Raw genomic sequence first — 24664 nt, forward strand, 5'->3', positions numbered from 1 at the left:
GGTCAGCCAGTAAAGATCGCTCATGACACCGCTCCGTTTTCCGAGCCGTGAATCACGCAGCGCGTTGGAAATCAATGCATCCTGACCCTAGCGTCCAACAGGGCGATTTCCGCGCGTGGGGCATCCTCGGCAGATGCTACAGCGATGCTACGCCAGAGAGCAAAGATCAGCTATCAAAGCGCACCCATTCTGACGCTTCCTCAAGCCGACTCTTACCCCATCATGAAAACCAACCCGCCTCCACCGTCAGTGCTGTCGGCACCAACATGCGGTCCCTCGTTGCTCAAAGCCAAAATAGGAGTGTTGGATCAGGTTGAGTTTTGGGAATTGTAATTCTTAGTTTCTCCGGTCCGGACATTCGGCCGGAAAATCATCAGACCTAAGCCCGATGTAGCGAAGCCGGGACTGGGATATCCTGCCTCCAATGCAGGAAAACGCCTCGAACAGGATTGGAGACGATAATGAATACCCGGAAAAGAACTGGTCAGCTTCTGAGCTCGGCAGCGCTGGCGTCGCTGATTGTGATGACACCCTATGTGCCGACCTATGACGCAGACGGTCATCTGCGGTTGGAACCTGCTTACGCGTTTGCAAAAAGCGGGAAGGGGAGTGACGGCAACGGCGGGGATGATGATCATGACAGCAATTCCGGGTCGGGCAGCGGCGGAGATAGCGACGACAATTCCGGATCAGGTAAAGGTGGTCACGACGACGATGATGACGATGATGACGATGACGATGGCTCGTCACGCTCGGGCCGGGGCGGGGATAAGAAGGACCGGTCTCAGTCTGGGGGGCAGTCATCGGGATCGGCTGGAATAACAAAGGTCGAGACAAGCGCGAGCGGCATCGAAGTACGCTATGATGACGGCACCAAAGAAGAGATCGAAAACGGTCGGTACGAAAGAAAAAACGCGCAGAACCGAACCATCGAGGAACGACCGGCCACAGGTGCCGACGTTTCGCGCCTTCGGTCACTGGCAAACGGTATCTCAATCGATAGTGTGCGCTCGCCAGGGCAGAGCGGCGGTGCTGGAAGTAACCCGGCAAAAATCGAAATTCAGGGCAACAATATCGAAGTTAGTTACGCAAACGGCTGGAAAGAAGAGATCGAGGGCGGACGTTACGAACTGAAAGACCCGTTCAACCGAACCGTTGTTGAAAGAACCGCAACCGCGGCGGATCGCAGCAGACTTCAGGCGATTGCCAACTGAACAACGAACTTTGACCATTGTGCGGGGCGGTTTCTTTTCTTGAGAGACCGCCCCGGTCTTTGAGCGCCTGACCCTAGTCTTTCTTGTTCCAGGCCTCATGCGCGATGAGAGCGGCCTCCACCCGGTTTCGCGCATGGAGCTTGGACAGGATCGCCGTCATGTAATGCTTGACGGTTTTCTCTTGAATCCCCAACTCATCGGCTATTTCCCGATTGCTCAGCCCTTTGGCGACGCGCCGAAGAATCTCCTCCTCGCGATGGGTAAGATCATCGATGGCGTCAGTTTCTTTCTGCGACCCACTTCCGCGATTGATCTGAAGTAGCATGCGCGACGCCAGACCCGGCGAGACGAATCCTTCGCCCGAGGCGATACTGCGCAGCGAATCTGTCAATTCGCGCGCTGTCACGCCCTTGACGATATAGCCAATGGCACCCGCCTCCAAAGCGTCTGCGACGTCACTGCTGTTTTCAGAGACCGTCAATATCGCGATGAAAGGCGGGTTCGCCATTTCAGCAATTCGACGGGTCGCGCTAATGCCGCCGCCGGGCATCGACAGGTCGAGGATGGCGATGTCTGGTTGATGGGTTCGGACAAGGGAAACGGCCTCATCTGCATTTGATCCAGCGGCGAGAACCTTGAAACCGTCAGCCTCTTCTAATGTGCGGTGCAAACCGTCCCGGAAAATCGGGTGATCATCTGCGATAACGACAGATGTTGTCATGATGCACTCATCTTTCTGGGAAACAATGTCATAGCAACGGTGGTGCCCTTGCCCAGGGTTGATGTCACTACGAACCGGCCACCGATGCTTTCGACCCGGTCACGCAAACCGACAAGGCCCTGGCCTCCGTCGTCTCGCAGCACAGTCTCGCCTGACGGATCGAACCCGGGGCCGTCGTCGCTGACCTGAACGGTGATGCGATCATCATGTACGTCGCAGGTGACAATGCATCGGGACGTGGGCGCATATCTTGCGGCATTGGAAAGCGTTTCCTGCAGGAACCGGAAAACGCACAACTTGCCCGAGATTGACAAATCAGGCGACGGATTGCCCTGAAAGGAAATACCGGGGCGAAAAGGGCTGTGTTCCGCGTGGTCCTCGACAGCTCTTTTTACCACATCAACGAGCGCCAGGTTTTCGATGTCTGGCGCGAACAATCCCCGTGACAGGGCGCGAATTTCTGCCAAAGACTTCTGCAAAGATTGCTGAATTTCTTCGGCCTCGGTGGGCATCTCCGGCCTGTCGCCGAATGCGGCCTCCAATCGAAGGGCAGCGAGCGACAGGTATTGGGCAGGACCGTCATGCAGTTCCGCGCCGAGTTTCCTAAGGAACCTGTCCGTTTGCGCAGCATATCTTTCTGATGCATCAATGACGCGCGACCGCAGCATGGCATTCTGCGCGGCCATCTTTTCACTTTCGGCAAGGCGGTCGTTCAGAAGGCGCCCCTGCCGTCGAATGGTGTTGTCGCCGATTGCGACAATGGAAAACAGAACAACCGTGCTGGCCGCAAAGGCCGAGCCAACGATCAACCAGCTTGTTCTTCTGGCTCTGGCCATGTCCAGTTCCAGCTGATCGGCCTTTTCATAGAACTCGGCGACCGCGATGACTCTTCCTGACCAGATTTCGCGAATAGGGCTGTAGACTTCCAGCAATGGAATGCCAAGCGCAGCCTCTGCCGCGCTTTCTTCGTCGTCCAACTCTTCAAATGAACCCGAGATTTCTCCAGACCATGCGCGTTTCAGGTCGTCTGTCGGCTCGAAGCGGTGACCGATGATGGCGGAATCCGATGCGTAGGCAATCTCGCCATCCTGTTTCCAGAACTTGTACGAGGCAATGCGTTCGCGCATCGGCTGGGTCATGAAAATCTCGTCCAGCGCCCGGCTGGCCTGTTCGGACAGTCGATCTCCATGCGCCAGCTCTTGGCTGAGAGGAGACAGAATGCTTTCCATGTACAGTGCGGCCGAGTTGGCGGAGTTCTGTACAACCGCGTTTTCGATCCGGTTCGACACCCAGTGACCAACAAACACCGTAGCAGTCCCCATGACGACTATGCTGGCCGCGAGAAAAACGCGCGACAAAGACCAGTTGCCAATTGTCAGGTCAGTAATTTTGGGTCTCATTTCGCAATCGACTATGAACGACAATTGCTTGACGCGCTACAGACCATGGTCTGATGCGCTTCTCCTATGTTCGAAACCTGATGCGCGGGCCGGGACTTGGCCCTTTTGGGTGCACCCCGGCAGGTTCCCGCGTCCCGATCCCAGTCCCGGCTCAACGGGTTTTCAAACACTCCGACAGGGTTTGCGCCATGTTACGAATGACTTGCGGGTACAGAGACGGCCCCGGTTCCAGAGCCGAGCCCAGTGGATCGATCACACCGGATCGCGCCGAGGTTCCGTCCAATACGGTTTCGACGATGCCCGGATTGAACTGTGGTTCAGATAATACGCAGTTGATGCCTTCAGCGCGAATGCGACCTTGAATGGCGGCAATACGCGCGGGGCTTGGGTCGGACGCATCGCTCAGGGAAATTGCGCCTGATGCCGGGAAACCAAACGCGACCTCGAAATACTGATAAGCATCATGAAACACGATGAAGCTGCCGCCGCGAACCGGCTCAAGCAACCCTGCCACTTCTGCGGAAAGCGCGGTCATTTCTTCGCGCGCCGCTTCGGCGTTTGCCAAATACGCAGCGGCATTGTCGGGATCCGCTGACGACATTTGATCTGCGATCAGGTTCAGCCAGGCTTTGGCATTCGTTGGCGACAACCACGCATGTGGGTCATGAGAATCATGATCGTTATGATCATCATGGCCTTCGTGATCGTCATGGTCGTCATGGTCTTCGTGACCCGCATCGTCCGTGTGATCATGCGCCTCAAACAATGTGTCTTCCCGGAACTCAAGAAGCTCTGTGCCCTTTGCGTCCAATAGGGCAGTGGCAGTCGCGCCTTGGGCAAGGGTTTCTATCGCGCTTTCCAACCATGGCGTCAGGTCTTCTCCTACCCAGAACACCAGATCGGCGTTTTGCAACGCGGCTGCCTCGGACGGGCGCAGATTGTATTCATGGGGCGAGGCACCTGGTGCGACGATCAGGGCAGGTGTTCCCACACCCTCCATTACACGGGCCACCAGCGAATGAACCGGGGCAATGTCCGCGGCAACGTTTGGCGCATCTGCGCGGGCCGGTCCACCCAGTAATGCAACTGTGATCGACAATGGAAGAAGAAGCGTTCTGGACATAGAGCTCTCTGTGTGATTTTATAACATTTCAAGTGGCAATACATGATATGAAATAACATGACAAGTGATGTGCACCCAGTACCTGGCAAAGACAACGCCCCGGTCGGGTTTCAGGAACATGACCACCAGAGCTGTGTCGCAACGGCCCTGGCATCTGCCGAAGCCCGGTGCAAAGAGGATGGGCTGCGTCTGACGCCGGTTCGCCGCAAGGTTCTTGAGATGTTGTTGCAGGAACATCGCGCCCTTGGCGCCTACGCAATCCTTGATCGGTTGCGCGAAGAAGGATTCGGGTCCCAGCCTCCGGTCGCTTATCGGGCGCTGGAGTTTCTTGTACAGAACGGCTTTGTCCACAAGATCGAGCGGCTGAACGCGTTTGTCGCCTGCTCTCATCCCGGCGCGGCGCATTCACCTGCTTTCATGATCTGCCGAAAATGTGATGCCGTAGCCGAGGCGCAGTCCGCCCCCTCCAAAGGTGTTCTTGGCGCTGCCGCGCGCGCGGCAGGTTTCGAGATCGAGCGAACGGTTGTAGAGGCTGAAGGTCTCTGCCCTGACTGCACCGAAAAGGCATAAAGATGGCCCTGATCACCGTCGAGAAACTCAGCGTCCGCTATGGCGCGCATACCGTGCTGCATCATGTGGATATGGTCGTTGAACCGGGTGAAATCGTGACCATCGTTGGCCCGAACGGATCAGGAAAGACCAGCCTGCTGCGTGCCATTATCGGTGCGACACGGCCTTTTGCCGGTCAGGTGTCACTGAAGTCCGGTTTGAAAATCGGCTATGTGCCGCAGAAGCTGCATGTCGATCCGACTTTGCCAATTTCCGTCGAAAGGTTCATGCGTCTGACCGATCCTGTGTCGCGCAGGCAATGTGTCGAGGCGCTTGAATCGGCGGGTGTGCCGGATCTGTTGAAACGCCAGATGTCGCAGCTGTCCGGCGGACAGTTCCAGCGGGTGCTGCTGGCCAGAGCTTTGATCAACCGCCCGGACATATTGTTGCTGGACGAAGCGACACAGGGTTTGGACCAACGGGGATCGGCCAGCTTTTACCAGCAAATCGAGGCTGTCCGGCGCGAGACCGGATGCGCCATTCTGATGATCAGCCACGAACTGCACGTGGTCATGAGTGCGTCGGACCGGGTGATATGCCTCAATGGGCATGTCTGTTGCGAAGGATCGCCGGCCGTGGTCGCCTCGGCGCCCGAATATCGGGCCTTGTTCGGAACCGGAACAGGTGGCGCGCTTGCCCTTTATCGTCATGAACATGATCACCATCATGATCATGACCATGATGCAAACCCACAGGAAGCGGCGGAATAATGCTGGATGATTTCATGATGCGGGCAACGCTCGCCGGTATTGGCGTGGCGTTTGCCGCGGCCCCCCTTGGGTGTTTTGTCGTATGGCGTCGCATGGCGTATTTCGGCGATGCAACCGCACATGCCGCAATTCTGGGCGTGGCCCTATCCCTGACGTTTCAGATGTCGATCTTCACGGGTGCGCTGGCTGTCGCTTTGGTCATGGCGCTGACCGTTTCGCTTTTGGCCGGTCGCGGTTATGCGATGGACACGCTGCTGGGGGTTCTGGCGCATTCTGCGCTGGCCTTCGGGCTGGTAGCAGTTTCATTCCTGTCCGGGGTCCGGATTGACCTGATGGCATATCTGTTTGGGGATATTCTGGCGGTCTCCCGTTCGGATCTGGTCGTGATCTGGGGCGGTGCGGCGCTTGTCGTGGCTCTGATTGTCTGGCGTTGGTCGCAACTTCTGACCGCGACACTGAACGAAGAACTGGCCTATGCCAGCGGCTTCGATCCAAGGCGAGAACAACTGATCCTGACCCTGTCACTTGCTGTGACCGTAGCGGTGGCGATCAAGGTTGTGGGCGTGTTGCTGATCGCCGCAATGCTGATCATTCCGGCGGCTGCTGCGCGAAACCTGGCACGGTCACCAGAATCCATGGCCCTGATTGCTGCGGGAATAGGTGCGCTTTCGGCCATCACAGGGCTAAGGGCTGCGTATGTATTCGACACTCCGGCAGGGCCCTCGATTGTCTGCGTTGCCGCGATCGTTTTTGCGTGTCTCAGCCTGATCGGGTGGCGAACGCAGGACATGGCCTAAAGGTTCCGTAGGTCTTTGCGGCCGTAGAATCCCGGGCATCCGGTAATGTGACCGAAACGAAAACGCCAAAAAAAAGGCCCGCAATCCTGCGGGCCTTTATGCATTTCTATCCGCTCCGTTTATTGCGGGATATCGCCTTCCAGCCCTTCGACATAGAAGTTCATACCGGCCAGAGTACCGTCGTCGGCCACTTCGCCCTCGGCCAGCCAGTCGCTGCCGTCCTGCTTTTTCAGCGGTCCGGTAAAGGCATGATAGCTGCCATCGGCCAGCGCGGCTTTCAGGGCCAGTGCCTCTTCCTTGATGTCCGCGGGAACTGCATCCGAAATCTCACCGATTTCTACCATGCCCGGCCCGATACCGTCCCAGGTGTTGGACGAGGTCCAGGTGCCGTCCATCACGGCCTTTGTGCGCGCGATGTAGTAGGGTCCCCAGTTGTCGATGATTGAGGAAACACGCGGTTTGGGGGCGTATTCGCTCATATCCGAAGCCTGACCGAAGGTGATCACGTTGCCCGCCTCTTGTGCGGCGGCCTGCGGTGCGGTCGAGTCGGTGTGCTGCAGGATCACGTCGGCGCCCTGTTCGATCAGAACCGATGCGGCGTCAGCCTCTTTCGCCGGGTCGAACCATGTATAGGCCCAGACGATCTTGAACTGGACATCCGGGTTCGCTTTCTTGGCGTGGATATAGGCCGAGTTGATACCGCGGATCACCTCGGGGATCGGGTAGGACCCGATATAGCCGATGATGTTCGATTCGGTCATTCTACCCGCGATATGCCCCTGAACCGCGCGGCCTTCGTAGAAACGCGCTGAATAGACCGAGACGTTGTCGGCGGTCTTGTAGCCGGTCGCGTGCTCGAACTTCACGTTCGGGAATTTCTTGGCCACATTGATGGTTGGATCCATATAGCCGAACGAGGTGGTAAAGATCAGATCCGCGCCTTCCAGCGCCATCTGGGTCATCACGCGCTCGGCGTCGGGGCCTTCGGGCACCGATTCAACGAATACAGTCTCGACCTTGTCGCCGAACTCTTCTTCGATCGCCAAACGGCCTTTGTTGTGTTCATAGGTCCAGCCGCCGTCGCCGACAGGGCCGACATAAACAAAACCGACCTTGGTTTTGTCTTGTGCCACTGCACCGGTCGCAAGACCAAGCGCTATCGCGGCAGTTGTCAGAAGCGATTTTAATTTCATGTAGTTACTCCCCAAGTTGGTTCAGTTGGCCCCTAGTGTGAGGCATGGAAGGTCCGGCCCAGTGAGGCAGGTGCGCTGCTCTTGTCGGCCGAAAGGATCACAAGCACAAGGATCGTGATAAGATAGGGTGACATTGCCAGATACTCCACGGGAATGGCAACGCCCGCTGCCTGCAAATTAAGCTGCAAGACGGTGATGCCGCCGAACAAATATGCACCCAGCAGGACCCGCCAGGGTTTCCAGCTGGCAAACACCACCAGCGCCAGTGCGATCCAGCCGACACCTGCGGTCATGCCCTCGGTCCATTGCGGCACACGTATCAGACTGATGTAAGCTCCACCCAGGCCCGCGCAGGCCCCGCCAAACAGGATCGCCATGATACGGATTTTGATGACCTTGTAGCCAAGCGCATGGGCGGCATCGTGGTTTTCACCAACCGCCCGCAGGATCAACCCGACGCGGGTGTACTTCAGGACGGCCCAGACCACAGCGGTCAGCGCAATGCCCAGATACAGGATGGGATCGTGCCGAAACAGGATCGGGCCGATGACCGGAATATCGCTGATCAAGGGGATGTGGATATCGCCCATGCTGGGTGGTTTGACGCCCACATAGCTTTGCCCCATCAGGGCGCTGAACCCCAGGCCAAACAGGGTCAGCGCAAGGCCGCTGGCAACCTGGTTGGCCAACGCAAACTGTGTCAGCAAGACGAACAGCAGCGACAGCACGGCCCCGCCAATGGCGGCAGCAACAAAGCCCAGCCAGGGCGATCCGGTTTCGACCGAGATCGCAAAACCGCTGATCGCGCCAACGATCATCATGCCCTCGACACCAAGGTTCAGAACGCCTGCCTTTTCCACGACAAGCTCTCCGATCGCGGCCAGCAGAAGGGGGGTTGCGGCCACCATAAGCGAAGCAACCAGAAGAACGGGATTGATTTGACCAAGATCCATGATCACGCCACCTCGCTACGAGCCGCACGGATGCGGAAGTTTGTCAGAAGATCGAAGGCCAGCAGGAAAAACAGCAGCATTCCCTGAAACACCTGAATGGCTGCGGCAGGCAGGCCCAGCTGCGATTGTGCGATTTCACCGCCAATATAGGTCAGCGCCATCAGGCCCCCGGCCAAAAGAATACCCACCGGATGCAGTCGGCCCAGAAAGGCGACGATGATCGCTGTAAAGCCATAACCCACATTGAAATCGATGCTGATCTGACCGGACGGGCCGGACACCTCGAACATCCCGGCCAACCCGGCCAAAGCGCCCGAAATTCCAAGGCAGAACAGGATCAGCCGCGCTGGATTCACACCTGCAAACTTTGCGGCGCGGGGGGCCTCACCCGTCAGACGGATATGGAACCCCAGCATGTGACGGTTCAGCAAAACATAGGCAAAGATCACCGCGATGAAGGCCGCGACAACACCCCAATGCATCCCGGAACCGGCAATCAGCTCGGCATTGTGCGCGCTTTCATAGGATTGCAGGTTGCGCGAGCCGGGAAAGCCGAACCCTTCGGGGTTCTTGAGCAAACCCAGCGAGACCGAGGCCAGCATCTGTTCGGCCACGTAGACCAGCATCAGCGACACGAGGATTTCGTTGGTGCCGAAACGCACTTTCAGCAAAGCCGGGATCGTTGCCCACAGCCACCCGCCAAATGCGCCTGCGACCACCATAATCGGGAAGATGTACCAGGCATTAAGCGGATAGAAGGCCAGACCTGCGCCCGCGCCGAATATGGCGCCCATGATGTATTGCCCTTCGGCCCCGATATTCCAGATACCGGCCCGAAATCCCAGCGACAATCCGATAGCGATCAACACAAGCGGGGCGCCCTTGACCAGCAATTGAGGGCGGTAATAGAATGCGAACTCGCCAAAAAGCGGCTCCCAGAAGATGGTACCGATGGCTTCGACCGGGTTTTTCCCCAATATGGCAAACAGCAACCCGCCAAACACCATTGTCGCCAGCACCGCCACAAGGGGGGTCGCATAAGACCAGGCCCTGGACGGCTGTGGCCGTTTCTCCAATACAATCATCTGCTCATCCCCCCAGATGTTTCATCTTTTTGCAAATACTCTCGCCGAAGGCGGCTCAGCAGATCACACATGTGCCACCTCCATGCCATGGGCACCGCCCATCATCAGGCCAATCTCATCCACGGTCAGGCCGGTGGTCGGGCGCGGTGCGCTCAGCCGACCTTCGTTTAAGGCCGCAAAACTGTCCGAGATTTCCATCAGCTCATCCAGATCCTGCGAGATGCAGACCACCGCTGTGCCTTTCGCCGCAAGATCGAGTATGGCTTGCCGAATCGACGCGGCCGCCGCGGCATCCACCCCCCAGGTTGGCTGGTTTACCACCAACACATCAGGGTTTTGCAGCACTTCGCGTCCAATCACGAATTTCTGCAGATTGCCGCCGGACAAAGACCGCGCTGCGTTTTCGGGCCCGGGCGTACGTACGTCGAAGGCTTCGATGATCTTTTCGGCAAAACTCCGGGTTTCGGACCATTTCAAGAAGCCGTTTTTCTCAAGCCCTTCCCGCACAGATCCGGTCAGCAAAGCGTTTTCGGTCAGGCTCATGTCGGGCGCCGCCGCGTGGCCGAGCCGTTCCTCGGGCGCGGTCAGAACGCCCAGCTTGCGGCGCGCTGTCGGGCCGAGCTTGCCGATTGCCTGACCGTTGAACTTGATCGCATCCGCCGATGTCAGGATTTCCCCGGACAGCACGCCCAGCAATTCATCCTGCCCGTTTCCGGCAACACCGCCGACGCCCAGAACCTCGCCCTTGCGGACCGTCATGTGCACATTGCGCAATGCGGTGCCGAATTCCGAAGGCGAGGGGACTGACAGCCCGCTGACATCCAGCGCGACCTCACCTAGTTCCCGGCCCGAGCGTTCAGGCGTCTGCAACGTCGACCCGACCATCATCTCGGCCATGTCGCGCGCCGAGGTTTCAGCGGGAACACATTCGCCCACGTTCTTGCCCAGACGCAGGATCGTGGCATGGTCGCACAGCGTTCGGATCTCCTCCAGTTTATGCGAGATATAAAGGATCGAGGTTCCCTCGGAGCGTAGCTTGTTCAGCGTCTCAAACAGGATATTGACCTCTTGCGGGGTCAGAACCGAGGTCGGTTCGTCCATGATCAGCAGTTTGGGGTCCTGCAACAGGCAGCGAATGATCTCGACCCGCTGGCGTTCGCCTGCGGACAGATCGCCAACCGTGCGAAACGGGTCCAGCGGCAGACCATAGGTTTCCGAGACTTCGCGAATGCGCGATGCCAGATCCCCCATCGGGGGCGGATTCTCCATCCCCAGCGCGATATTCTCGGCCACGTTCAGCGCGTCAAACAGCGAAAAATGCTGGAACACCATCGCGATCCCATCGGCACGGGCCGCGCGCGGTTCGGGCGGCGCAAACGGATTGCCGCGCAGCTTCATGGTGCCGCTGTCCGGCTTTACAAGCCCATAGATCATTTTCACCAGCGTGGATTTCCCCGCGCCGTTTTCCCCCAGCAGCGCGTGCACTTCGCCTTCACCGATGTCAAAGGACACCTGATCATTGGCCACAACACCGGGGTAGGCTTTGGTCAGCCCTTGCAAGCTCAAAAGTGGAATGGTCACGCGCTCAGGTCCTTCTTCAACTCGTTTTGCAGGGCCGGGCGCAGCAATTGTGCAGCGACGCCCACGGCGATCATATGTGGATGCTTCCCCATCGACGGGTCACCGATCGGGCAGGTGATCCGGCTTATCCGTTCAGGCGGATGCCCAAGAGCGGCCAACCGCGACCGGAATCGCGCCCATTTCGTAGCCGAGCCGATCAGCCCCGCAAAGCCAAAATCGTGCAAAAGCAGTCTGTTGCACAGTTCAAAGTCAAGGCTATGCGAGTATGTCAGCACAAGATGTTCGGCGTCGGATGGGGCATGGCGGATCAGCTCGGCCGGTTTTATGGCCGGAACAATTGTCACGCCCGCTGGCACAGTGGCCGGAAAGCGCTGACGGCTGGTGTCCACCCAGGTGATCGCAAGATTGGGAAGCGGGGACAGCACATCCACTAGCGCACGGCCGACATGGCCCGCGCCCCAGATCCACAGATTGCGTGTCGGCTTGTGAACAGGTTCAACCATCCAGCCATCGATCAGCTGCGGTTCTGGCGCAATCCCCTGTCCGCGCGCCGTCGCCAGCATTCGCTTGACCGACAGGGGCATCTCGTCACCCGTGGCCGGGCGCGCGATGACCGTATCGTCCAGATCATTGACAGTGTTTGCGTCGTAGACCTCGCTCAGCAACGACACGGCACCGCCGCAGCATTGCCCCAACTCGGGTCCAAGTGCATGATGCGTCAGGCGGGTTGGCGTGGTTTGCAACCGTGCGGCATTTGCCGCCTGGTATTCCAGTGTTCCGCCACCAATTGTGCCGCTTTGCCCGCCGCCCCAGACCAGCATGGCGGCACCAACTTCGCGTGGAGACGACCCTTTGATCCCGGCGATGACCACCCGAACCACTTTGCCGTGGGTTTTGACCGCCTCCCTCAAAGCCTCTAGGTCAAATCCCATCAGATATCTCCCTTCATCCTCTGGACGCCGCGCCAGACCTCTTCGGCGGTGGCGGGCGCGTTGAGTGCCGGATAGGTGTCCCCGCAGGCTGCCACCGCATTCGAAAGCGCCAGCCAGGCCGATATTCCCAGCATGAACGGGGGTTCCCCCACGGCTTTCGAGCGATAGATGGTGTCCTCTCGGTTCTCGCCATCCCAAAGTGCGACGTTGAAAATGTCGGGCCGGTCGGAACAGGCCGGGATCTTGTAGGTCGAGGGCGCATGTGTGCGCAGGTTGCCCTTGCCGTCCCAGACCAGTTCCTCGGTCGTCAGCCAGCCCGCGCCCTGCACGTAACCGCCTTCGACCTGTCCGACATCCAGCGCCGGGTTCAGCGAAGCGCCCGCGTCATGCAGGATATCTGTGCGCAGAATGCGGTTCTCGCCCGTCAACGTGTCCACAGCGACCTCGGTGACCGAAGCGCCATAGGCGAAGTAGTAAAACGGGCGACCGCGCCCCGCGATCCGGTCCCATTCAATCTTGGGCGTTTTATAAAAGCCAGTGGCCGACAGGCTTATGCGACCCTGATAGGCCAGTGCGGCAGCTTCGGCGAACGTGTACCGTTCTTCACCAACCGAAACGTGGCCATCCGTGAAAGTGACCGCGGAGGGGTCGGCCTGATGCCGTTCAGCCAGATAATCGGCCATCCGGTCGCGGATCGTATCGCAAGCCGCTTTCACCGCCATGCCGTTCAGATCGCTGCCTGAAGACGCTGCCGTGGCTGACGTATTCGGCACTTTGGCTGTATCCGTGGCGGTGATCTTGACCATCTCAAGCGGGATGCCGAAACGTGACGCGGCCACTTGCGCGACCTTCTGGAACAGGCCCTGACCCATCTCGGTGCCGCCATGATTCAGGTGGACCGAACCATCCTGATACACATGCACCAGCGCACCGGCCTGGTTCAGATGGGTCAGCGTGAAGGAAATTCCGAACTTGACCGGAGAAAAGGCGATGCCCTTCTTGATCACGCTGTTTTCGGCGTTCCATTTCTCGATGGCCGCTTTGCGCGCGGCATAGTTGCTGGACTTCATCAGCGCTTCGGTCATGCCATGCAGTTCGAAATCGCTGACCTCCATTCCGTAGGGCGTCGTGTTGCCGCCAGCGGGCAGGGGGCGGACCGGGGCCGTCCCTGTTTCCACCGCGCCACGGCTGGTCAGGTCTTCGTGCGGGTCGGGATGACCCAGCGGTTTTTCGTGGGGTTGGACTTCGGCAACTTTATGCGCGGGCTCGTAATAGTTGCGGCGGCGCAATTCCACCGGGTCCAGCCCAAGTTCATGCGCGGCGTGGTCCATCACCCGTTCGATGGCAACCATCCCCTGCGGGCCACCAAACCCGCGATAGGCGGTGGCTGACTGCGTGTTGGTCTTCAACCGATGGCTTTCAATCCGGGCATTGGGCAGCAGGTAGGCATTGTCCGAATGCAGCATCGCACGGTCGGCGACGGGCAGGGACAAGTCCTGCGCCCAGCCGCAGATCGCGTATTGCAGAAAGGACACGCCCTGAATGTGACCCTGTTCGTCAAATCCCGCGCGATAGGAAATCCGGAAGGCGTGGCGTTTGCCGGTGATGATCATGTCATCATCGCGGTCATAGCGCATCTTGCAGGCTTTGCCGGTTGCCCGCGCCGCCACTGCGCAGGCGACGGCCAGCGCATTCCCCTGGCTTTCCTTGCCACCGAATCCGCCACCCATGCGCCGGGTTTCGACGCGGATCGCATGCATTGGCAGGCCCAGAGCGTCCGCCACCTTGTGCTGTATCTCGGTCGGGTGCTGGGTCGAGCTGTGGACCAGCATGTCGCCGCCTTCATTCGGCACGGCAAGCGCAGCCTGACCTTCCAGATAGAAATGCTCCTGACCGCCGATCTCGAATGTTCCGTCGATGACGTGGGCGGCGCTTTCAATCGCGGCGTCCGCGTCGCCCTTGGCATAGATACGGGGCCCGTCTTCAAATCGGCTGTCTGCTGCCAGAGCTTCTTCCACCGTCAGGATCGGTGTGTCCTCTGCATAGTCGATCTTGCCCAACCGAACCGCCTTGCGGGCGGCCAGATGGCTGGTGGCAACCACAAGGAAAACAGGCTGGCCGATATAGTGAACCGTCCCGTCGGACAGCAACGGTTCATCGTGGATCGAGGGCGAAACATCGTTGGCAAAAGGCAGGTCCTGTGCCGTCATGACCTTGACGACCCCGGCTGCTGCTTTCACGGCAGACAGGTCCATCGCGGTAATCGTGCCCTTGGCGATCGGGCTCAGGCCAAAGGCCAGATGCAAAGTGCCCTTTGGCGTCGGGATGTCGTCCACATATCGGGCGGAACCGGATACGTGCAGCGGTGCCGCGTCGTGGGGAAGGGGTTTGGTTACGCTCATGCCGATACCTCCAGCACGTTGGTCACTTGGCCCTGATCCTCAAGGAAGTACCGTTCCAGCATCGCTTTGGCGGTCTCAAGCCTGTACGTGGCCGAGGCGCGCATATCGGTAAGCGGTGAATAATCGTCGGCAAAAGCGGGCAGAGCGGCGTCAATCGTCTCGCGCGTCCATGGCTTGCCGATCAACGCGGCCTCGACATGGGTTGCCCGTTTCGGAATGCCAGCCATACCGCCAAACGCGATGCGCGCAGCCGCCACACGTCCGTCCGAAATGGTAATGTTGAAACATCCGCACACAGCCGAGATATCCTGATCGAACCGTTTGCTCAGCTTGTAGCATTTCAGCCGGTCCGCCTGACGCGGGAAGCTGACGGCTTCGACAAACTCACCCGGCGCGCGGTCCTGTTTCCCGTAATCGATGAAGAAGTCTTCCAGCAGGACTGACCGGCGTTCATCACCTTTGCGCAGGTGCAGCGTCGCACCCAATGCGATCAGCGCGGGCGGGTTGTCTCCGATTGGTGAGCCATTGGCGATGTTGCCACCCACAGTGGCCGCGTGACGGACCTGAACACTGGCATAGCGCCGGATCATTTCAGCATACGATGGGTGAATGTCCGCCAAGGCTTCGCCCATGCGGTTCATATCGACCATGGCACCGAACCGAATATCTTCGTCGGTGATCGTGATCTCTTTCAGATCGTCACAGCTGTTCAGGAAGATCACCGGATCAAGATCGCGCAGTTGCTTGGTCACCCAAAGCCCAACATCAGTTGCGCCCGCGACCAAAGTGGCATTTGGGTTCTCGGCATACACAGCAGCCAGCGCGTCGGACGAGCCCGGCAGCATGGGTGAAGCGGCGGGTGTTGCGACAGGCTTGTCCTTGACCCAGACAGGCACGGGATGCTTCTCGGCCGCTTCGGCTGCGCGAATAATGGGTGCATAACCTGTGCAACGGCACAGATTACCGGCAAGCTGTGTGTCGTGATCCGTCGCGCCATTGGTGTGACCAGCCACCATCGACATGACAAAACCGGGTGTGCAAAAGCCGCATTGCGACCCGTGCAAGTCAACCATGGCCTGCTGAACCGGATGGACCTCGCCATCGGGGCCGCTGGCGCCTTCGACGGTTCGAACCGCCTTGCCATGCAGCTGCGGCAAGAAAAGGATGCACGAGTTCAGGGCCTTTGCGCCACCCGCATCCGTCACCATGACAGTGCAGGCACCGCAATCGCCTTCGTTGCAGCCTTCTTTGGTGCCGGTCAGGCCACGATCTTCACGCAGCCAATCCAGCAGAGTGGCTGTCGGATTGATATCCGTCAGCTCCACTGTCTCTCCATTCAGAAGAAACGTGATGTCCATTCGAGAAACCCGTCGCCTTACCCGGTTGCGCCTTGGTGGTGCCCTCCTTCGATGCGACGTAGAAAGAGTGGCGGGCGGATAGCTTGCAAATGGATGTTAGAAACAGCATGCGTGATCTGGCAAGAAAAACTGCCTGTATGATGCATCATTACAGCCAAGTGGCGTGGATTTGCGCACCCTGTGTAAATATCAGTTGCTTGAAACTAAAGCGTTTTTTTGTCAGTGAAGATGTCGCTTTCCGAAGCACCTTCTGGAAAATCCGAATAATCGAAAATGATTATTTTGCCAAACAATGGCGCAGGTTCCGGCTTTTGCATGCCTCGCGGCTAGGGTAGCCTGCCGTTCATGAGCAGTAACCCCCGATTCATTCACCTACGTGTTCACACCGAATACTCCCTTCTGGAAGGCGCTGTGCGGCTGAAAAAACTGCCCGCCCTGTGCGAGAAGATGGAGATGCCTGCCGTCGCGGTGACTGACACGAATTCCATGTTTTCGGCGCTGGAATTTTCGGTGACAGCCAGCCAGGCCGGTGTCCAGCCGATCATGGGCTGTCAGGTTGATCTGACTTACGTTCAATCGCAACCGGGGGAAAAGCCAAAAACGCCCGCGCCGCTTGTTCTGCTGGCACAGTCCGAGGCGGGGTACGAGAACCTGATGAAGCTGAGCACGTGCCTTTACGTGGACAAGAGCGGGCAGTTGCCGCAGGTCACGCTGGACGAGCTTGCGGGCCGCTCCGACGGGCTGATCTGCCTGTCCGGAGGGCCCGATGGGCCGGTGGGCCGCCTGTTGCAGCAGGGGCAACGCCTGGCGGCCGAGGCGCTGGTGGATCGGCTGGCCGCGATCTTTCCGGATCGTCTGTATATCGAACTCCAGCGTCATCCGGGCGAGGACGGCCAACCAGAGGCCGAACGCCAGACCGAGCGCGGCCATATCGAGATGGCCTATGCCAAGAACCTGCCGCTGGTTGCCACCAATGACGTCTATTTCCCGACCTCGGATATGTACGAGGCCCATGATGCGCTGATCTGTATCGCCGAAGGGGCCTATGTCGACCAGCAGGAAGGTCGCCGCCGCCTGACCGCGCAGCATTATTTCAAGTCGCAGCAGGAAATGGTGACGCTGTTTGCCGATCTGCCCGAGGCCATCGAGAACACTGTCGAGATTGCCAAACGCTGCGCTTTCATGGCCTATCGGCGTGATCCGATCCTGCCGAAATTCGCCGATGACGAGGTCGCTGAACTACGCCGCATTGCCAACGAGGGCTTGCAGAAACGTCTGGCCGTGATCCCCCATGCGGTGACGCCCGAGGAATATCAGGAACGGCTGGATTTCGAGCTTGGCATCATCGAAGGAATGGGGTTCCCTGGCTACTTCCTGATCGTTGCCGACTTTATCCAATGGGCCAAGGATCACGATATTCCGGTTGGGCCGGGGCGGGGGTCGGGTGCGGGCTCGCTGGTGGCTTATGCGCTGACAATTACCGATCTCGATCCGCTGCGTTACAGCCTGCTGTTTGAACGGTTCCTGAATCCCGAACGGGTTTCGATGCCCGACTTCGATATCGACTTCTGTATGGATCGCCGCGAAGAGGTGATCCGTTACGTGCAGCAGAAATACGGGCGCGACAAGGTGGGGCAGATCATCACTTTTGGTGCCTTGCTGTCAAAGGCCGCCGTGCGCGACATCGGGCGGGTGCTGCAAATGCCGTACGGGCAGGTGGACCGTCTGTCCAAGATGATCCCGGTTGAAGGGGTAAAACCGGTTTCCATCGAAAAAGCCCTGAAGGATGAGCCGCGTCTGCGGGAGGAAGCTCGTAACGAAGAGGTGGTGGATCGTTTGCTGACGTATGGACAGCAGGTCGAAGGGCTGCTGCGCAACGCCTCGACCCACGCGGCTGGGGTTGTGATTGGCGACCGGCCTCTGGACGCGCTGGTGCCGATCTATCAGGACCCGCGATCCGACATGCCTGCAACCCAGTTCAACATGAAATGGGTGGAACAGGCCGGGCTGGTAAAGTTCGACTTTCTGGGTCTGAAAACCCTGACCGTGATCCAGAACGCGATGGACCTGATCTTCAAGTCCGGACGGAAGCTGCATATCGCCGCCGATGGCACCGAGCTTTACGAACCTGCCGAGGGGGCCGAGAACCAGATCAACGCCATCCCACTGGATGACGAGGCGACGTATAAGCTCTATTCAGCGGCCAAGACGGTCGCGGTGTTCCAAGTTGAATCCTCAGGCATGATGGACGCGCTCAAGCGCATGAAACCCACCTGTATCGAGGATATCGTGGCCCTCGTCGCGCTCTATCGTCCCGGCCCGATGGAGAACATCCCGACCTATTGCGAGGTCAAGAACGGGCTGCGCGAAATCACATCCGTTCACCCGCTGATCGACCACATTCTTGAGGAAACTCAAGGTATTATCGTCTATCAGGAACAGGTGATGCAGATCGCGCAAGTCATGGCGGGGTACAGCCTGGGCGGTGCAGACCTGCTGCGCCGCGCGATGGGTAAGAAGATCAAAGAGGCGATGGATGCCGAACGCCCCAAGTTCGAAAAAGGCGCGGCAGAAAACGGGGTGGATGCCAAGAAAGCCAGCGAAGTCTTCGACCTTCTCGAGAAATTCGCCAATTACGGCTTCAACAAATCCCACGCCGCCGCCTATGCGGTGGTCAGCTATCAAACCGGCTGGTTGAAGGCGAACCATCCGGTTGAATTCATGGCGGGCGTCATGAATTGCGATATCCATCTGACCGACAAGCTGGCGATCTATTTCGAAGAGGTCCGAAAAGGGCTGGAACTGCCGTATGTCCCACCTTGTGTGAACCGATCTCAGGCCACGTTCGATGTTGATAACGGACATCTGGTCTATGCGCTGGGCGCGCTCAAGAATGTAGGTGTCGAGGCGATGAACCTGATCGTTGCGGCTCGCGCGGACAAGCCGTTTGTTAACCTGTTCGATTTCGCCCGCCGCGTTGATCTGAAGAAAGTGGGCAAACGCCCGCTTGAGATGCTGGCCCGCGCCGGGGCCTTTGATGAGCTGGACCGGAACCGCCGCCGTGTGTTTGAAAGCCTAGATGCGCTGGTGCAGTATTCGGCCGCGATCCATGAACAGAAGAATTCGAACCAGGTGTCACTGTTTGGCGAGGCCGGAGATGACCTGCCCGAACCGCGCCTGGCGCCGACCCCCGACTGGTTGCCGGCTGAACGTCTGAGCGAAGAGTTCAAGGCCATCGGATTCTACCTCTCTGGTCATCCGCTGGACGACTATATGCCGGCCTTGAAGCGTAAACAGGTTTTGACGCTGGACGAGGTGACAGAGAAAGCCCGCTCTGGCCCGTTGATCGCCAAGATGGCCGGAGTGGTTGCCGGGCGGCAGGAACGGAAATCGGCCAAGGGCAACCGGTTCGCCTTTGCCCAGCTTTCGGACCCGACCGGCGCTTATGAGGTCACGCTGTTTTCCGACACGCTGGAGAAATGCCGCGAGTTTCTGGAAACCGGCGCTCAGGTGGTTCTGACCGTTGAGGCGACGATGGAGTCCGATCAGCTCAAGCTGCTGGGGCGTTCGGTTGGACCAGCGGATTCTGTGGTGGCCGAAGCCGGGGCGACGGGCCTGCGCATCTTTGTCGACGAAGCGCGGGCAGTGTCGACGATTGCAACGGTTCTTGAAGAAGCCGCAACCGCTGCCAAGGGTGCGGCCCGAGGACCGATCCAGCTGCTGTTGCTGGACCCCGGCCTGCCCGGCGACGTCGAAATCGACTTGGGGCGCGTGTTTCCGATAAACCCGCAGATCAAGGGCGCGATCAAATCGCTGGAAGGCGTGATGACCGTCGAAGAGATCTGACACCGCTTTGTTGCCAGACAGTTAGCGCATCGCTAGGCTGACCTTGCAAATATGTCTTCTACTCATGCCACGGGAGGGCGTTGATATGACGATTGCAGGTCTCAATCTCAGAACGATTGTATTGGGGGCGGCGGCATCGCTGGCTTTGGTTTCGGCGACAGCCACGCTTGCGGACGACAAAAAGAAAGAGAACACGATCAAAGGTGCTGTGATTGGGGCCGGGGTTGGGGCCTTGATCGGCGACGGCAAAGGCGCCGCCGCTGGGGCAATTGTTGGTGCGCTGATCGGCGCGAACTCGAAATAAGCGGGGGCGGGATGATGCGTTTGAACGCGATGAAAGTGATCACCACCACAACGCTGCTTACAGGGCCCGGTTTTGCCCTTGCGGACGAGGAAGCCGAAAAGATGGTGCAAGCGGCGCTGCCGCTTATGTACCACACCTGCGCGTCGGTCATCGAAGAGGCCGACGGGAATGAAGAATACATTGTGGACGTGGTCGGCAAGATGACGGCGTTGTCACTTTATAACCGTCAGGTCGACCTCGAAGCTCATGCCAGTTCGGACGAGGAAAAGGCCGCGCTGCGCGAAACATTTGTGGCGGCTCTGAAAGAGGGTTGCGCCGGGGATGAAAACGCCCTGCTGGGTGGCGTCGTCGACAACGCGGTGAAATCAACGCTGGGGCTGTAAGCCTTCAGTAATGTGGCGGGCGTTCGTCACCAAGGACAACGCCGCCTGACCCTTCCTGTGCGCGTTCAGCCTCGCGGTGCAGCAGCATCTCGACACGGCGGGTCAGCCTATCAATCTCGGCCTGTTGCCTGGTGACAACCGCGTTCAATTCGTCAACCGTGCGGGTCAGATGGGCAATCTGTTCTTCCAGATGCTGCATGGAATGCTCCTGTCTTTCAGGCTGCACATAGCGACCCTGTGACGCCTTGGCCAGAGAAAGCGCGCCTTGCCCAGATGCGGGCCATGGGATAGACCGCGCGCGGAACAGGTACACTCCCAAGGACGCCCCACATGGCCAAGCCCAAGAAACAGCCCCGCCCCAAGGCCGAAACGCCGAAAGGGTTCCGTGACTATTTCGGCGAGGAAGTCACGCAGCGCACCGAGATGCTGCGGACGATTGCGGGTGTCTATCATCGGTACGGGTTTGACGCGCTGGAAAGCAGTGCGGTCGAAACCGTCGAGGCGCTGGGCAAGTTCCTGCCCGACGTGGACCGCCCGAACGAAGGCGTCTTTGCATGGCAGGAGTTTGACGAGGGCGGAAATGGCGACTGGATGGCCCTGCGTTATGACCTGACCGCGCCACTGGCCCGTGTCTACGCCCAGCACCGCAACGACCTGCCGACGCCTTATCGCCGTTATGCAATGGGTCCGGTCTGGCGCAACGAAAAGCCGGGGCCGGGGCGCTTTCGGCAGTTCTATCAGTGCGATGCGGATACGGTCGGAACCGCCTCGATGGCTGCTGACGCCGAGATCTGTGCAATGCTGGCCGACACGCTGGAAGAGGTCGGAATTCCGCGCGGCGACTACCTGATCCGGGTGAACAACCGGAAGGTTTTGAACGGTGTGTTGGAGGCGATGGGGCTTGGCGATGATCAAGCCGCACGAGACAATGTCCTTCGCACAATCGACAAGTTCGATAAGGTGGGTGAGCAGGGTGTGCGCGAGTTGCTGACCAAGGGTCGTCTGGACGCGTCGGGCGCGTTTATCGACGGCGTTGGTCTCAGCGATGATCAGGCAGACCCGGTTATCGCCTTCCTGACTTCCAAGGCCGTCGATACCGCTGGTACATTGGCCAACCTTCGCATTGCAGTGGGTGACAGCAAGATCGGGGCGGATGGGATTGCTGAACTGGAACAGATCGCTGAACTTCTCTCTGTTGGCGGCTACGGCCCCGACCGCATCGTGATTGACCCATCGGTCGTCCGCGGCCTCGGCTATTACACCGGTCCGGTCTACGAGGCCGAGCTGACCTTCGAAATCTTCGACGAGAAAGGCCGCAAGCGGCAGTTCGGCTCGGTTGCGGGTGGCGGGCGATATGACGATTTGGTCAAGCGGTTTACCGGGCAGGAAGTGCCCGCGACCGGCGTGTCTATCGGCGTGGATCGGTTGCTGGCCGCGCTGCGCGAAAAAGGCAGGATCAGCGCCCACGCCAAAGGCCCCGTCGTCGTCACCGTGATGGACCGCGACCGGATGGCTGATTATCAGGCGATGGTGGCCGAGCTGCGCAATGCGGGCGTCCGGGCCGAAGTGTATCTGGGCAATCCCAAGAACTTTGGCAACCAGTTGAAATACGCGGACAAGCGCAACTCTCCGGTTGCGGTGATCGAAGGCGGGGACGAAAAGGCAAAAGGCATCGTGCAGGTCAAGGACCTGATCCTTGGGGCAAAGATCGCTGAAAGCGCCACGCTGGAGGAATGGAAGGAACGCCCCAGTCAGTTCGAAGTATCGCGCTCTGATCTGGTCGCGAAAGTGCGTGAAATTCTGGACAGTCAGGACTGACCCATGCCCAACCGTTCCCAGATACAGGCCCGCGCCGCGATGATGCGTGTCCGGTTCGAGGCTGCGGGCGCGCAGGTGGTGGATACGCCCCTGTTGCAACCCGCTGAAATGTTGCTGGACCTTTATGGCGAGGATATCCGCGCCCGCGCCTACGTCACCTCGGACGCGCTGCGGGGTGAGCAGATGCTGCGCCCGGATTTCACCCTGCCCGTTGTTCAGATGCACATGCGGGACGGGGCCGAGCCTGCGCGCTATACCTATTCAGGTGAGGTGTTCCGCCGTCAGGAACACGACCCGGACCGGTCGAACGAGTATATTCAGGTGGGGTACGAGGTGTTTGACCGCGATGATCCCGCTGGTGCCGATGCCGAAGTGTTTTCGCTGATGGCGTTGCAACTGCGCGGGCTGCCCCTGCGTGCAGCAACCGGGGATATCGGCATCCTGACCGCGGCTGTCGAAGGGCTTCGGACCACAGACCGCCGCAAGGCCGCGCTGATGCGGCACCTGTGGCGGCCGCGCCGGTTCCGTGCGCTGCTGGACCGTTTTGCAGGGCGTAAACCGGGGCCCGAAGGCCGTGACGCGCTTTTGGACGCGGCCGACCCGATGGCGGTTGATGTTCCGATGATCGGCAAGCGTCGCGCGCCCGAGATAGCCGACCGGATCAAAGCCCTGCGCGAAGATCGCGCTGCGCCGCCGATCTCCGACAATGAACTGGCCGGGTTGGAAACGCTGCTGAATGTGCGTGAAACCATGCCCTTCGCGTTGGAACAGCTGAGGGATGTGGCAGTGGATCTGCCGCAGATCACCCCAGCGCTGGACCGATTGGAGGCGCGGATCGCAGCCCTGCAGGCGCGTGGTGTCGATGTTGCACGGCTGGATTTCGAAGCGTCATATGGCCGGACATCGATGGAATATTACGACGGGTTTGTCTTTGGGTTCTACGCCGAAGGCCGCCCCGACCTGCCGCCCGTCGCCACGGGCGGGCGCTATGATGCGCTGACGCGCCGCTTGGGCGATGGGGCCGAAATCCCCGCGATCGGCGGCGTGATCCGCCCGGACCTGATGCTTGAAATCGAGGAGGCCGCGCAATGAGTGTGAAACTGGGCGTGCCCTCGAAGGGCCGGTTGATGGAAAAGACCGTCTCATGGTTCGAAAAGCACGGCATCGTGCTGTCCCGCAACGGCTCGGACCGGGAATATGCGGGTCGGGTCGACGGGATTGACGGCGTCTCACTGATCCTTTTGTCGGCGGGCGAAATTCCGCGCGAACTTGCGTCGGGCCGTATCCATCTGGGCGTCACCGGGATCGATCTGGTGCAAGAAAAACTTCCGCGCTGGGAACAGCAGGTCGAAGAGATCGCGCAGCTGGGCTTTGGCAAGGCTGATCTGATCATCGCCACACCTGCCTGCTGGGTCGATGTGGACACGCTGGACGATCTCGACGCGGCGGCAGCAGCATTTCGCAACACCCATGGCCACCGGCTGCGGATTGCCACCAAATATCACCGACTGGTGCGTGAGTTCCTGACAGACGCGGGCGTGGCTGACTACACTCTGGTCGACAGCCAGGGGGCGACCGAAGGCACGGTCATGAACGAAACCGCCGAGGCAATTGCCGATATCACTTCGTCCGGTGAAACCTTGCGGGCGAACCACCTCAAGATCCTGTCGGACGGCTTGATCCTGCAATCGCAGGCCACATTGTGGCGCAGCCGGGTTGCAAAGGTCGACGCGGCGGACAAGGAGGTTCTGACGGAATTGCTGGATCGGCTGCGGTAATTACAGCACACCGATATCCGCTAGGGCGCGGTTCAGATCATCGGGCAGGGCGTCGTCCTGCGCGCGCCCTTTCGGCAGGTCAGCTGGTGAATCTTCCGGTTTCAGGTATCGCCAGCCCTGAAACGGGCGTTTCAAGGCGTTCTGTGTACGATGTACCTTTGGGTCGAGGACGATGGCGCAGCGGCGGATACCGTCTTCACCAATCACTTCATCCAGGCGCAGAATGCGCTGACGGCACTGTACGACACCCTTGATCACCCAATAGATTGATCCGCCATTCAGAATCTCGGCATCACGTTTGGGCCACATGCGGGTTACGTGGCGCGGATATCCGTCCTCATAAAGCGGCATTCGGCTGTCCTGCCACGCGATCAGAGAGTCCACGCTATCCGAACCAACCGAAAGTTTGATGAGGTTCACGTACTTATCCACAGCTTTCCCACAGAGTCGTCCATTG

Annotated in this window: 22 protein-coding genes; 10 read left to right on the plus strand and 12 right to left on the minus strand. The window is 59.2% G+C overall.

Features of this window, described 5'->3' with window-relative positions; all coding sequences use genetic code 11:
- The first annotated feature begins 461 nt into the window (after positions 1 to 461).
- Entirely contained in the window at positions 462 to 1214 is a 753-nt protein-coding gene (locus ACR0ID_RS10015) for a hypothetical protein (RefSeq protein WP_480605147.1), read from the plus strand.
- Between the two features lie 73 nt (positions 1215 to 1287).
- On the opposite strand, the gene ACR0ID_RS10020 is transcribed toward ACR0ID_RS10015, so the two are convergent.
- The 3 genes from ACR0ID_RS10020 to ACR0ID_RS10030 all read right to left on the minus strand — a co-directional run bounded on the left by ACR0ID_RS10020 (position 1288) and on the right by ACR0ID_RS10030 (position 4458).
- Positions 1288 to 1935: a response regulator gene (locus tag ACR0ID_RS10020; protein ID WP_480475364.1), complete on the minus strand. Its 648-nt coding sequence runs from the start codon at positions 1933 to 1935 to the stop codon at positions 1288 to 1290.
- Positions 1932 to 3335: a sensor histidine kinase gene (locus ACR0ID_RS10025; protein WP_480605149.1), complete on the minus strand. Its 1404-nt coding sequence runs from the start codon at positions 3333 to 3335 to the stop codon at positions 1932 to 1934. Before ACR0ID_RS10025 ends, ACR0ID_RS10020 begins: the two co-directional genes overlap by 4 nt.
- Before the next feature lie 151 nt (positions 3336 to 3486).
- Positions 3487 to 4458, minus strand: a complete 972-nt coding sequence (locus ACR0ID_RS10030) for a zinc ABC transporter substrate-binding protein (protein ID WP_480605151.1) — start codon at positions 4456 to 4458, stop codon at positions 3487 to 3489.
- A 57-nt stretch (positions 4459 to 4515) separates the two neighbouring features.
- On the opposite strand from ACR0ID_RS10030, the gene ACR0ID_RS10035 reads away from it, so the two are divergent.
- From ACR0ID_RS10035 to ACR0ID_RS10045, 3 genes are read left to right on the plus strand one after another with little or no spacing between them, the layout of a single operon-like run.
- Positions 4516 to 5028 (plus strand): Fur family transcriptional regulator, encoded by a 513-nt coding sequence (locus ACR0ID_RS10035; RefSeq protein ID WP_480605153.1) that lies wholly within the window; start codon positions 4516 to 4518, stop codon positions 5026 to 5028.
- 2 nt (positions 5029 to 5030) lie between these two features.
- Positions 5031 to 5777 carry a metal ABC transporter ATP-binding protein gene (locus ACR0ID_RS10040; protein ID WP_480605155.1) on the plus strand — a complete coding sequence of 249 codons (747 nt, stop codon included), beginning with the start codon at positions 5031 to 5033 and terminating at the stop codon, positions 5775 to 5777.
- Positions 5777 to 6574 carry a metal ABC transporter permease gene (locus tag ACR0ID_RS10045; protein ID WP_480605157.1) on the plus strand — a complete coding sequence of 266 codons (798 nt, stop codon included), beginning with the start codon at positions 5777 to 5779 and terminating at the stop codon, positions 6572 to 6574. The genes ACR0ID_RS10040 and ACR0ID_RS10045 overlap by 1 nt, the downstream gene beginning before the upstream one ends.
- Positions 6575 to 6693: 119 nt before the next feature.
- Here the strand turns inward: ACR0ID_RS10045 and ACR0ID_RS10050 are convergent, their stop codons facing one another.
- The 7 genes from ACR0ID_RS10050 to xdhA form a co-directional block, all read right to left on the minus strand.
- A complete protein-coding gene (locus tag ACR0ID_RS10050; protein WP_480475376.1) occupies positions 6694 to 7767 on the minus strand; it encodes a BMP family ABC transporter substrate-binding protein in 1074 nt (357 codons plus the stop codon).
- 32 nt (positions 7768 to 7799) lie between these two features.
- Positions 7800 to 8720, minus strand: coding sequence for an ABC transporter permease (locus ACR0ID_RS10055; RefSeq protein ID WP_209598075.1), 921 nt, complete (start codon positions 8718 to 8720; stop codon positions 7800 to 7802).
- A gap of 2 nt (positions 8721 to 8722) precedes the next feature.
- A complete protein-coding gene (locus tag ACR0ID_RS10060; protein ID WP_480605159.1) occupies positions 8723 to 9805 on the minus strand; it encodes an ABC transporter permease in 1083 nt (360 codons plus the stop codon).
- 63 nt (positions 9806 to 9868) lie between these two features.
- Positions 9869 to 11386 carry an ABC transporter ATP-binding protein gene (locus ACR0ID_RS10065; protein ID WP_480496423.1) on the minus strand — a complete coding sequence of 506 codons (1518 nt, stop codon included), beginning with the start codon at positions 11384 to 11386 and terminating at the stop codon, positions 9869 to 9871.
- Positions 11383 to 12318 carry a xanthine dehydrogenase accessory protein XdhC gene (gene xdhC, locus ACR0ID_RS10070; RefSeq protein ID WP_480605161.1) on the minus strand — a complete coding sequence of 312 codons (936 nt, stop codon included), beginning with the start codon at positions 12316 to 12318 and terminating at the stop codon, positions 11383 to 11385. The genes ACR0ID_RS10065 and xdhC overlap by 4 nt, the downstream gene beginning before the upstream one ends.
- Positions 12318 to 14720: a xanthine dehydrogenase molybdopterin binding subunit gene (gene xdhB, locus ACR0ID_RS10075; RefSeq protein WP_480605163.1), complete on the minus strand. Its 2403-nt coding sequence runs from the start codon at positions 14718 to 14720 to the stop codon at positions 12318 to 12320. The genes xdhC and xdhB overlap by 1 nt, the downstream gene beginning before the upstream one ends.
- The gene (xdhA, locus tag ACR0ID_RS10080) at positions 14717 to 16078 is read right to left on the minus strand and encodes a xanthine dehydrogenase small subunit (protein WP_480519208.1); all 1362 of its coding nucleotides are present in this window, start codon (positions 16076 to 16078) and stop codon (positions 14717 to 14719) included. The genes xdhB and xdhA overlap by 4 nt, the downstream gene beginning before the upstream one ends.
- Positions 16079 to 16423: 345 nt before the next feature.
- On the opposite strand from xdhA, the gene dnaE reads away from it, so the two are divergent.
- From dnaE to ACR0ID_RS10095, 3 genes are all read left to right on the plus strand, one after another.
- Complete coding sequence (gene dnaE / locus ACR0ID_RS10085; protein ID WP_480605165.1) at positions 16424 to 19924, plus strand: DNA polymerase III subunit alpha; 3501 nt, start codon at positions 16424 to 16426, stop codon at positions 19922 to 19924.
- A gap of 85 nt (positions 19925 to 20009) precedes the next feature.
- Entirely contained in the window at positions 20010 to 20228 is a 219-nt protein-coding gene (locus ACR0ID_RS10090; RefSeq protein ID WP_480475390.1) for a YMGG-like glycine zipper-containing protein, read from the plus strand.
- 11 nt (positions 20229 to 20239) lie between these two features.
- The gene (locus ACR0ID_RS10095) at positions 20240 to 20611 is read left to right on the plus strand and encodes a hypothetical protein (protein ID WP_480605167.1); all 372 of its coding nucleotides are present in this window, start codon (positions 20240 to 20242) and stop codon (positions 20609 to 20611) included.
- 4 nt (positions 20612 to 20615) lie between these two features.
- Here ACR0ID_RS10095 and ACR0ID_RS10100 read toward each other — a convergent pair whose 3' ends face one another.
- Positions 20616 to 20810: a SlyX family protein gene (locus ACR0ID_RS10100; RefSeq protein WP_480484821.1), complete on the minus strand. Its 195-nt coding sequence runs from the start codon at positions 20808 to 20810 to the stop codon at positions 20616 to 20618.
- 131 nt (positions 20811 to 20941) lie between these two features.
- On the opposite strand from ACR0ID_RS10100, the gene hisS reads away from it, so the two are divergent.
- Genes hisS through hisG form a run of 3 tightly spaced genes read left to right on the plus strand, consistent with a single transcriptional unit; the run spans position 20942 to position 24207 of the window.
- Positions 20942 to 22429: a histidine--tRNA ligase gene (gene hisS / locus ACR0ID_RS10105; protein WP_480605169.1), complete on the plus strand. Its 1488-nt coding sequence runs from the start codon at positions 20942 to 20944 to the stop codon at positions 22427 to 22429.
- 3 nt (positions 22430 to 22432) lie between these two features.
- Positions 22433 to 23521, plus strand: a complete 1089-nt coding sequence (locus tag ACR0ID_RS10110; protein WP_480605171.1) for an ATP phosphoribosyltransferase regulatory subunit — start codon at positions 22433 to 22435, stop codon at positions 23519 to 23521.
- The gene (gene hisG, locus ACR0ID_RS10115) at positions 23518 to 24207 is read left to right on the plus strand and encodes an ATP phosphoribosyltransferase (protein WP_480605173.1); all 690 of its coding nucleotides are present in this window, start codon (positions 23518 to 23520) and stop codon (positions 24205 to 24207) included. The genes ACR0ID_RS10110 and hisG overlap by 4 nt, the downstream gene beginning before the upstream one ends.
- Here hisG and ACR0ID_RS10120 read toward each other — a convergent pair whose 3' ends face one another.
- Positions 24208 to 24639 (minus strand): DUF1489 family protein, encoded by a 432-nt coding sequence (locus ACR0ID_RS10120; protein ID WP_480605175.1) that lies wholly within the window; start codon positions 24637 to 24639, stop codon positions 24208 to 24210.
- Positions 24640 to 24664 lie beyond the last annotated feature (25 nt).

The organism is Ruegeria sp. AL2 (assembly GCF_056540845.1).

Excerpts from the sequence above, each read along its gene's own strand:
- ACR0ID_RS10015 (WP_480605147.1), top strand. The coding sequence starts at position 462 with ATGAATACCCGGAAAAGAACTGGTCAGCTTCTGAGCTCGGCAGCGCTG.
- ACR0ID_RS10020 (WP_480475364.1), bottom strand. The coding sequence starts at position 1,935 with ATGACAACATCTGTCGTTATCGCAGATGATCACCCGATTTTCCGGGAC.
- ACR0ID_RS10025 (WP_480605149.1), bottom strand. The coding sequence starts at position 3,335 with ATGAGACCCAAAATTACTGACCTGACAATTGGCAACTGGTCTTTGTCG.
- ACR0ID_RS10030 (WP_480605151.1), bottom strand. The coding sequence starts at position 4,458 with ATGTCCAGAACGCTTCTTCTTCCATTGTCGATCACAGTTGCATTACTG.
- ACR0ID_RS10035 (WP_480605153.1), top strand. The coding sequence starts at position 4,516 with ATGACAAGTGATGTGCACCCAGTACCTGGCAAAGACAACGCCCCGGTC.
- ACR0ID_RS10040 (WP_480605155.1), top strand. The coding sequence starts at position 5,031 with ATGGCCCTGATCACCGTCGAGAAACTCAGCGTCCGCTATGGCGCGCAT.
- ACR0ID_RS10045 (WP_480605157.1), top strand. The coding sequence starts at position 5,777 with ATGCTGGATGATTTCATGATGCGGGCAACGCTCGCCGGTATTGGCGTG.
- ACR0ID_RS10050 (WP_480475376.1), bottom strand. The coding sequence starts at position 7,767 with ATGAAATTAAAATCGCTTCTGACAACTGCCGCGATAGCGCTTGGTCTT.
- ACR0ID_RS10055 (WP_209598075.1), bottom strand. The coding sequence starts at position 8,720 with ATGGATCTTGGTCAAATCAATCCCGTTCTTCTGGTTGCTTCGCTTATG.
- ACR0ID_RS10060 (WP_480605159.1), bottom strand. The coding sequence starts at position 9,805 with ATGATTGTATTGGAGAAACGGCCACAGCCGTCCAGGGCCTGGTCTTAT.
- xdhC (WP_480605161.1), bottom strand. The coding sequence starts at position 12,318 with ATGGGATTTGACCTAGAGGCTTTGAGGGAGGCGGTCAAAACCCACGGC.
- xdhB (WP_480605163.1), bottom strand. The coding sequence starts at position 14,720 with ATGAGCGTAACCAAACCCCTTCCCCACGACGCGGCACCGCTGCACGTA.
- xdhA (WP_480519208.1), bottom strand. The coding sequence starts at position 16,078 with ATGGACATCACGTTTCTTCTGAATGGAGAGACAGTGGAGCTGACGGAT.
- dnaE (WP_480605165.1), top strand. The coding sequence starts at position 16,424 with ATGAGCAGTAACCCCCGATTCATTCACCTACGTGTTCACACCGAATAC.
- ACR0ID_RS10090 (WP_480475390.1), top strand. The coding sequence starts at position 20,010 with ATGACGATTGCAGGTCTCAATCTCAGAACGATTGTATTGGGGGCGGCG.
- ACR0ID_RS10095 (WP_480605167.1), top strand. The coding sequence starts at position 20,240 with ATGATGCGTTTGAACGCGATGAAAGTGATCACCACCACAACGCTGCTT.
- ACR0ID_RS10100 (WP_480484821.1), bottom strand. The coding sequence starts at position 20,810 with ATGCAGCATCTGGAAGAACAGATTGCCCATCTGACCCGCACGGTTGAC.
- hisS (WP_480605169.1), top strand. The coding sequence starts at position 20,942 with ATGGCCAAGCCCAAGAAACAGCCCCGCCCCAAGGCCGAAACGCCGAAA.
- ACR0ID_RS10110 (WP_480605171.1), top strand. The coding sequence starts at position 22,433 with ATGCCCAACCGTTCCCAGATACAGGCCCGCGCCGCGATGATGCGTGTC.
- hisG (WP_480605173.1), top strand. The coding sequence starts at position 23,518 with ATGAGTGTGAAACTGGGCGTGCCCTCGAAGGGCCGGTTGATGGAAAAG.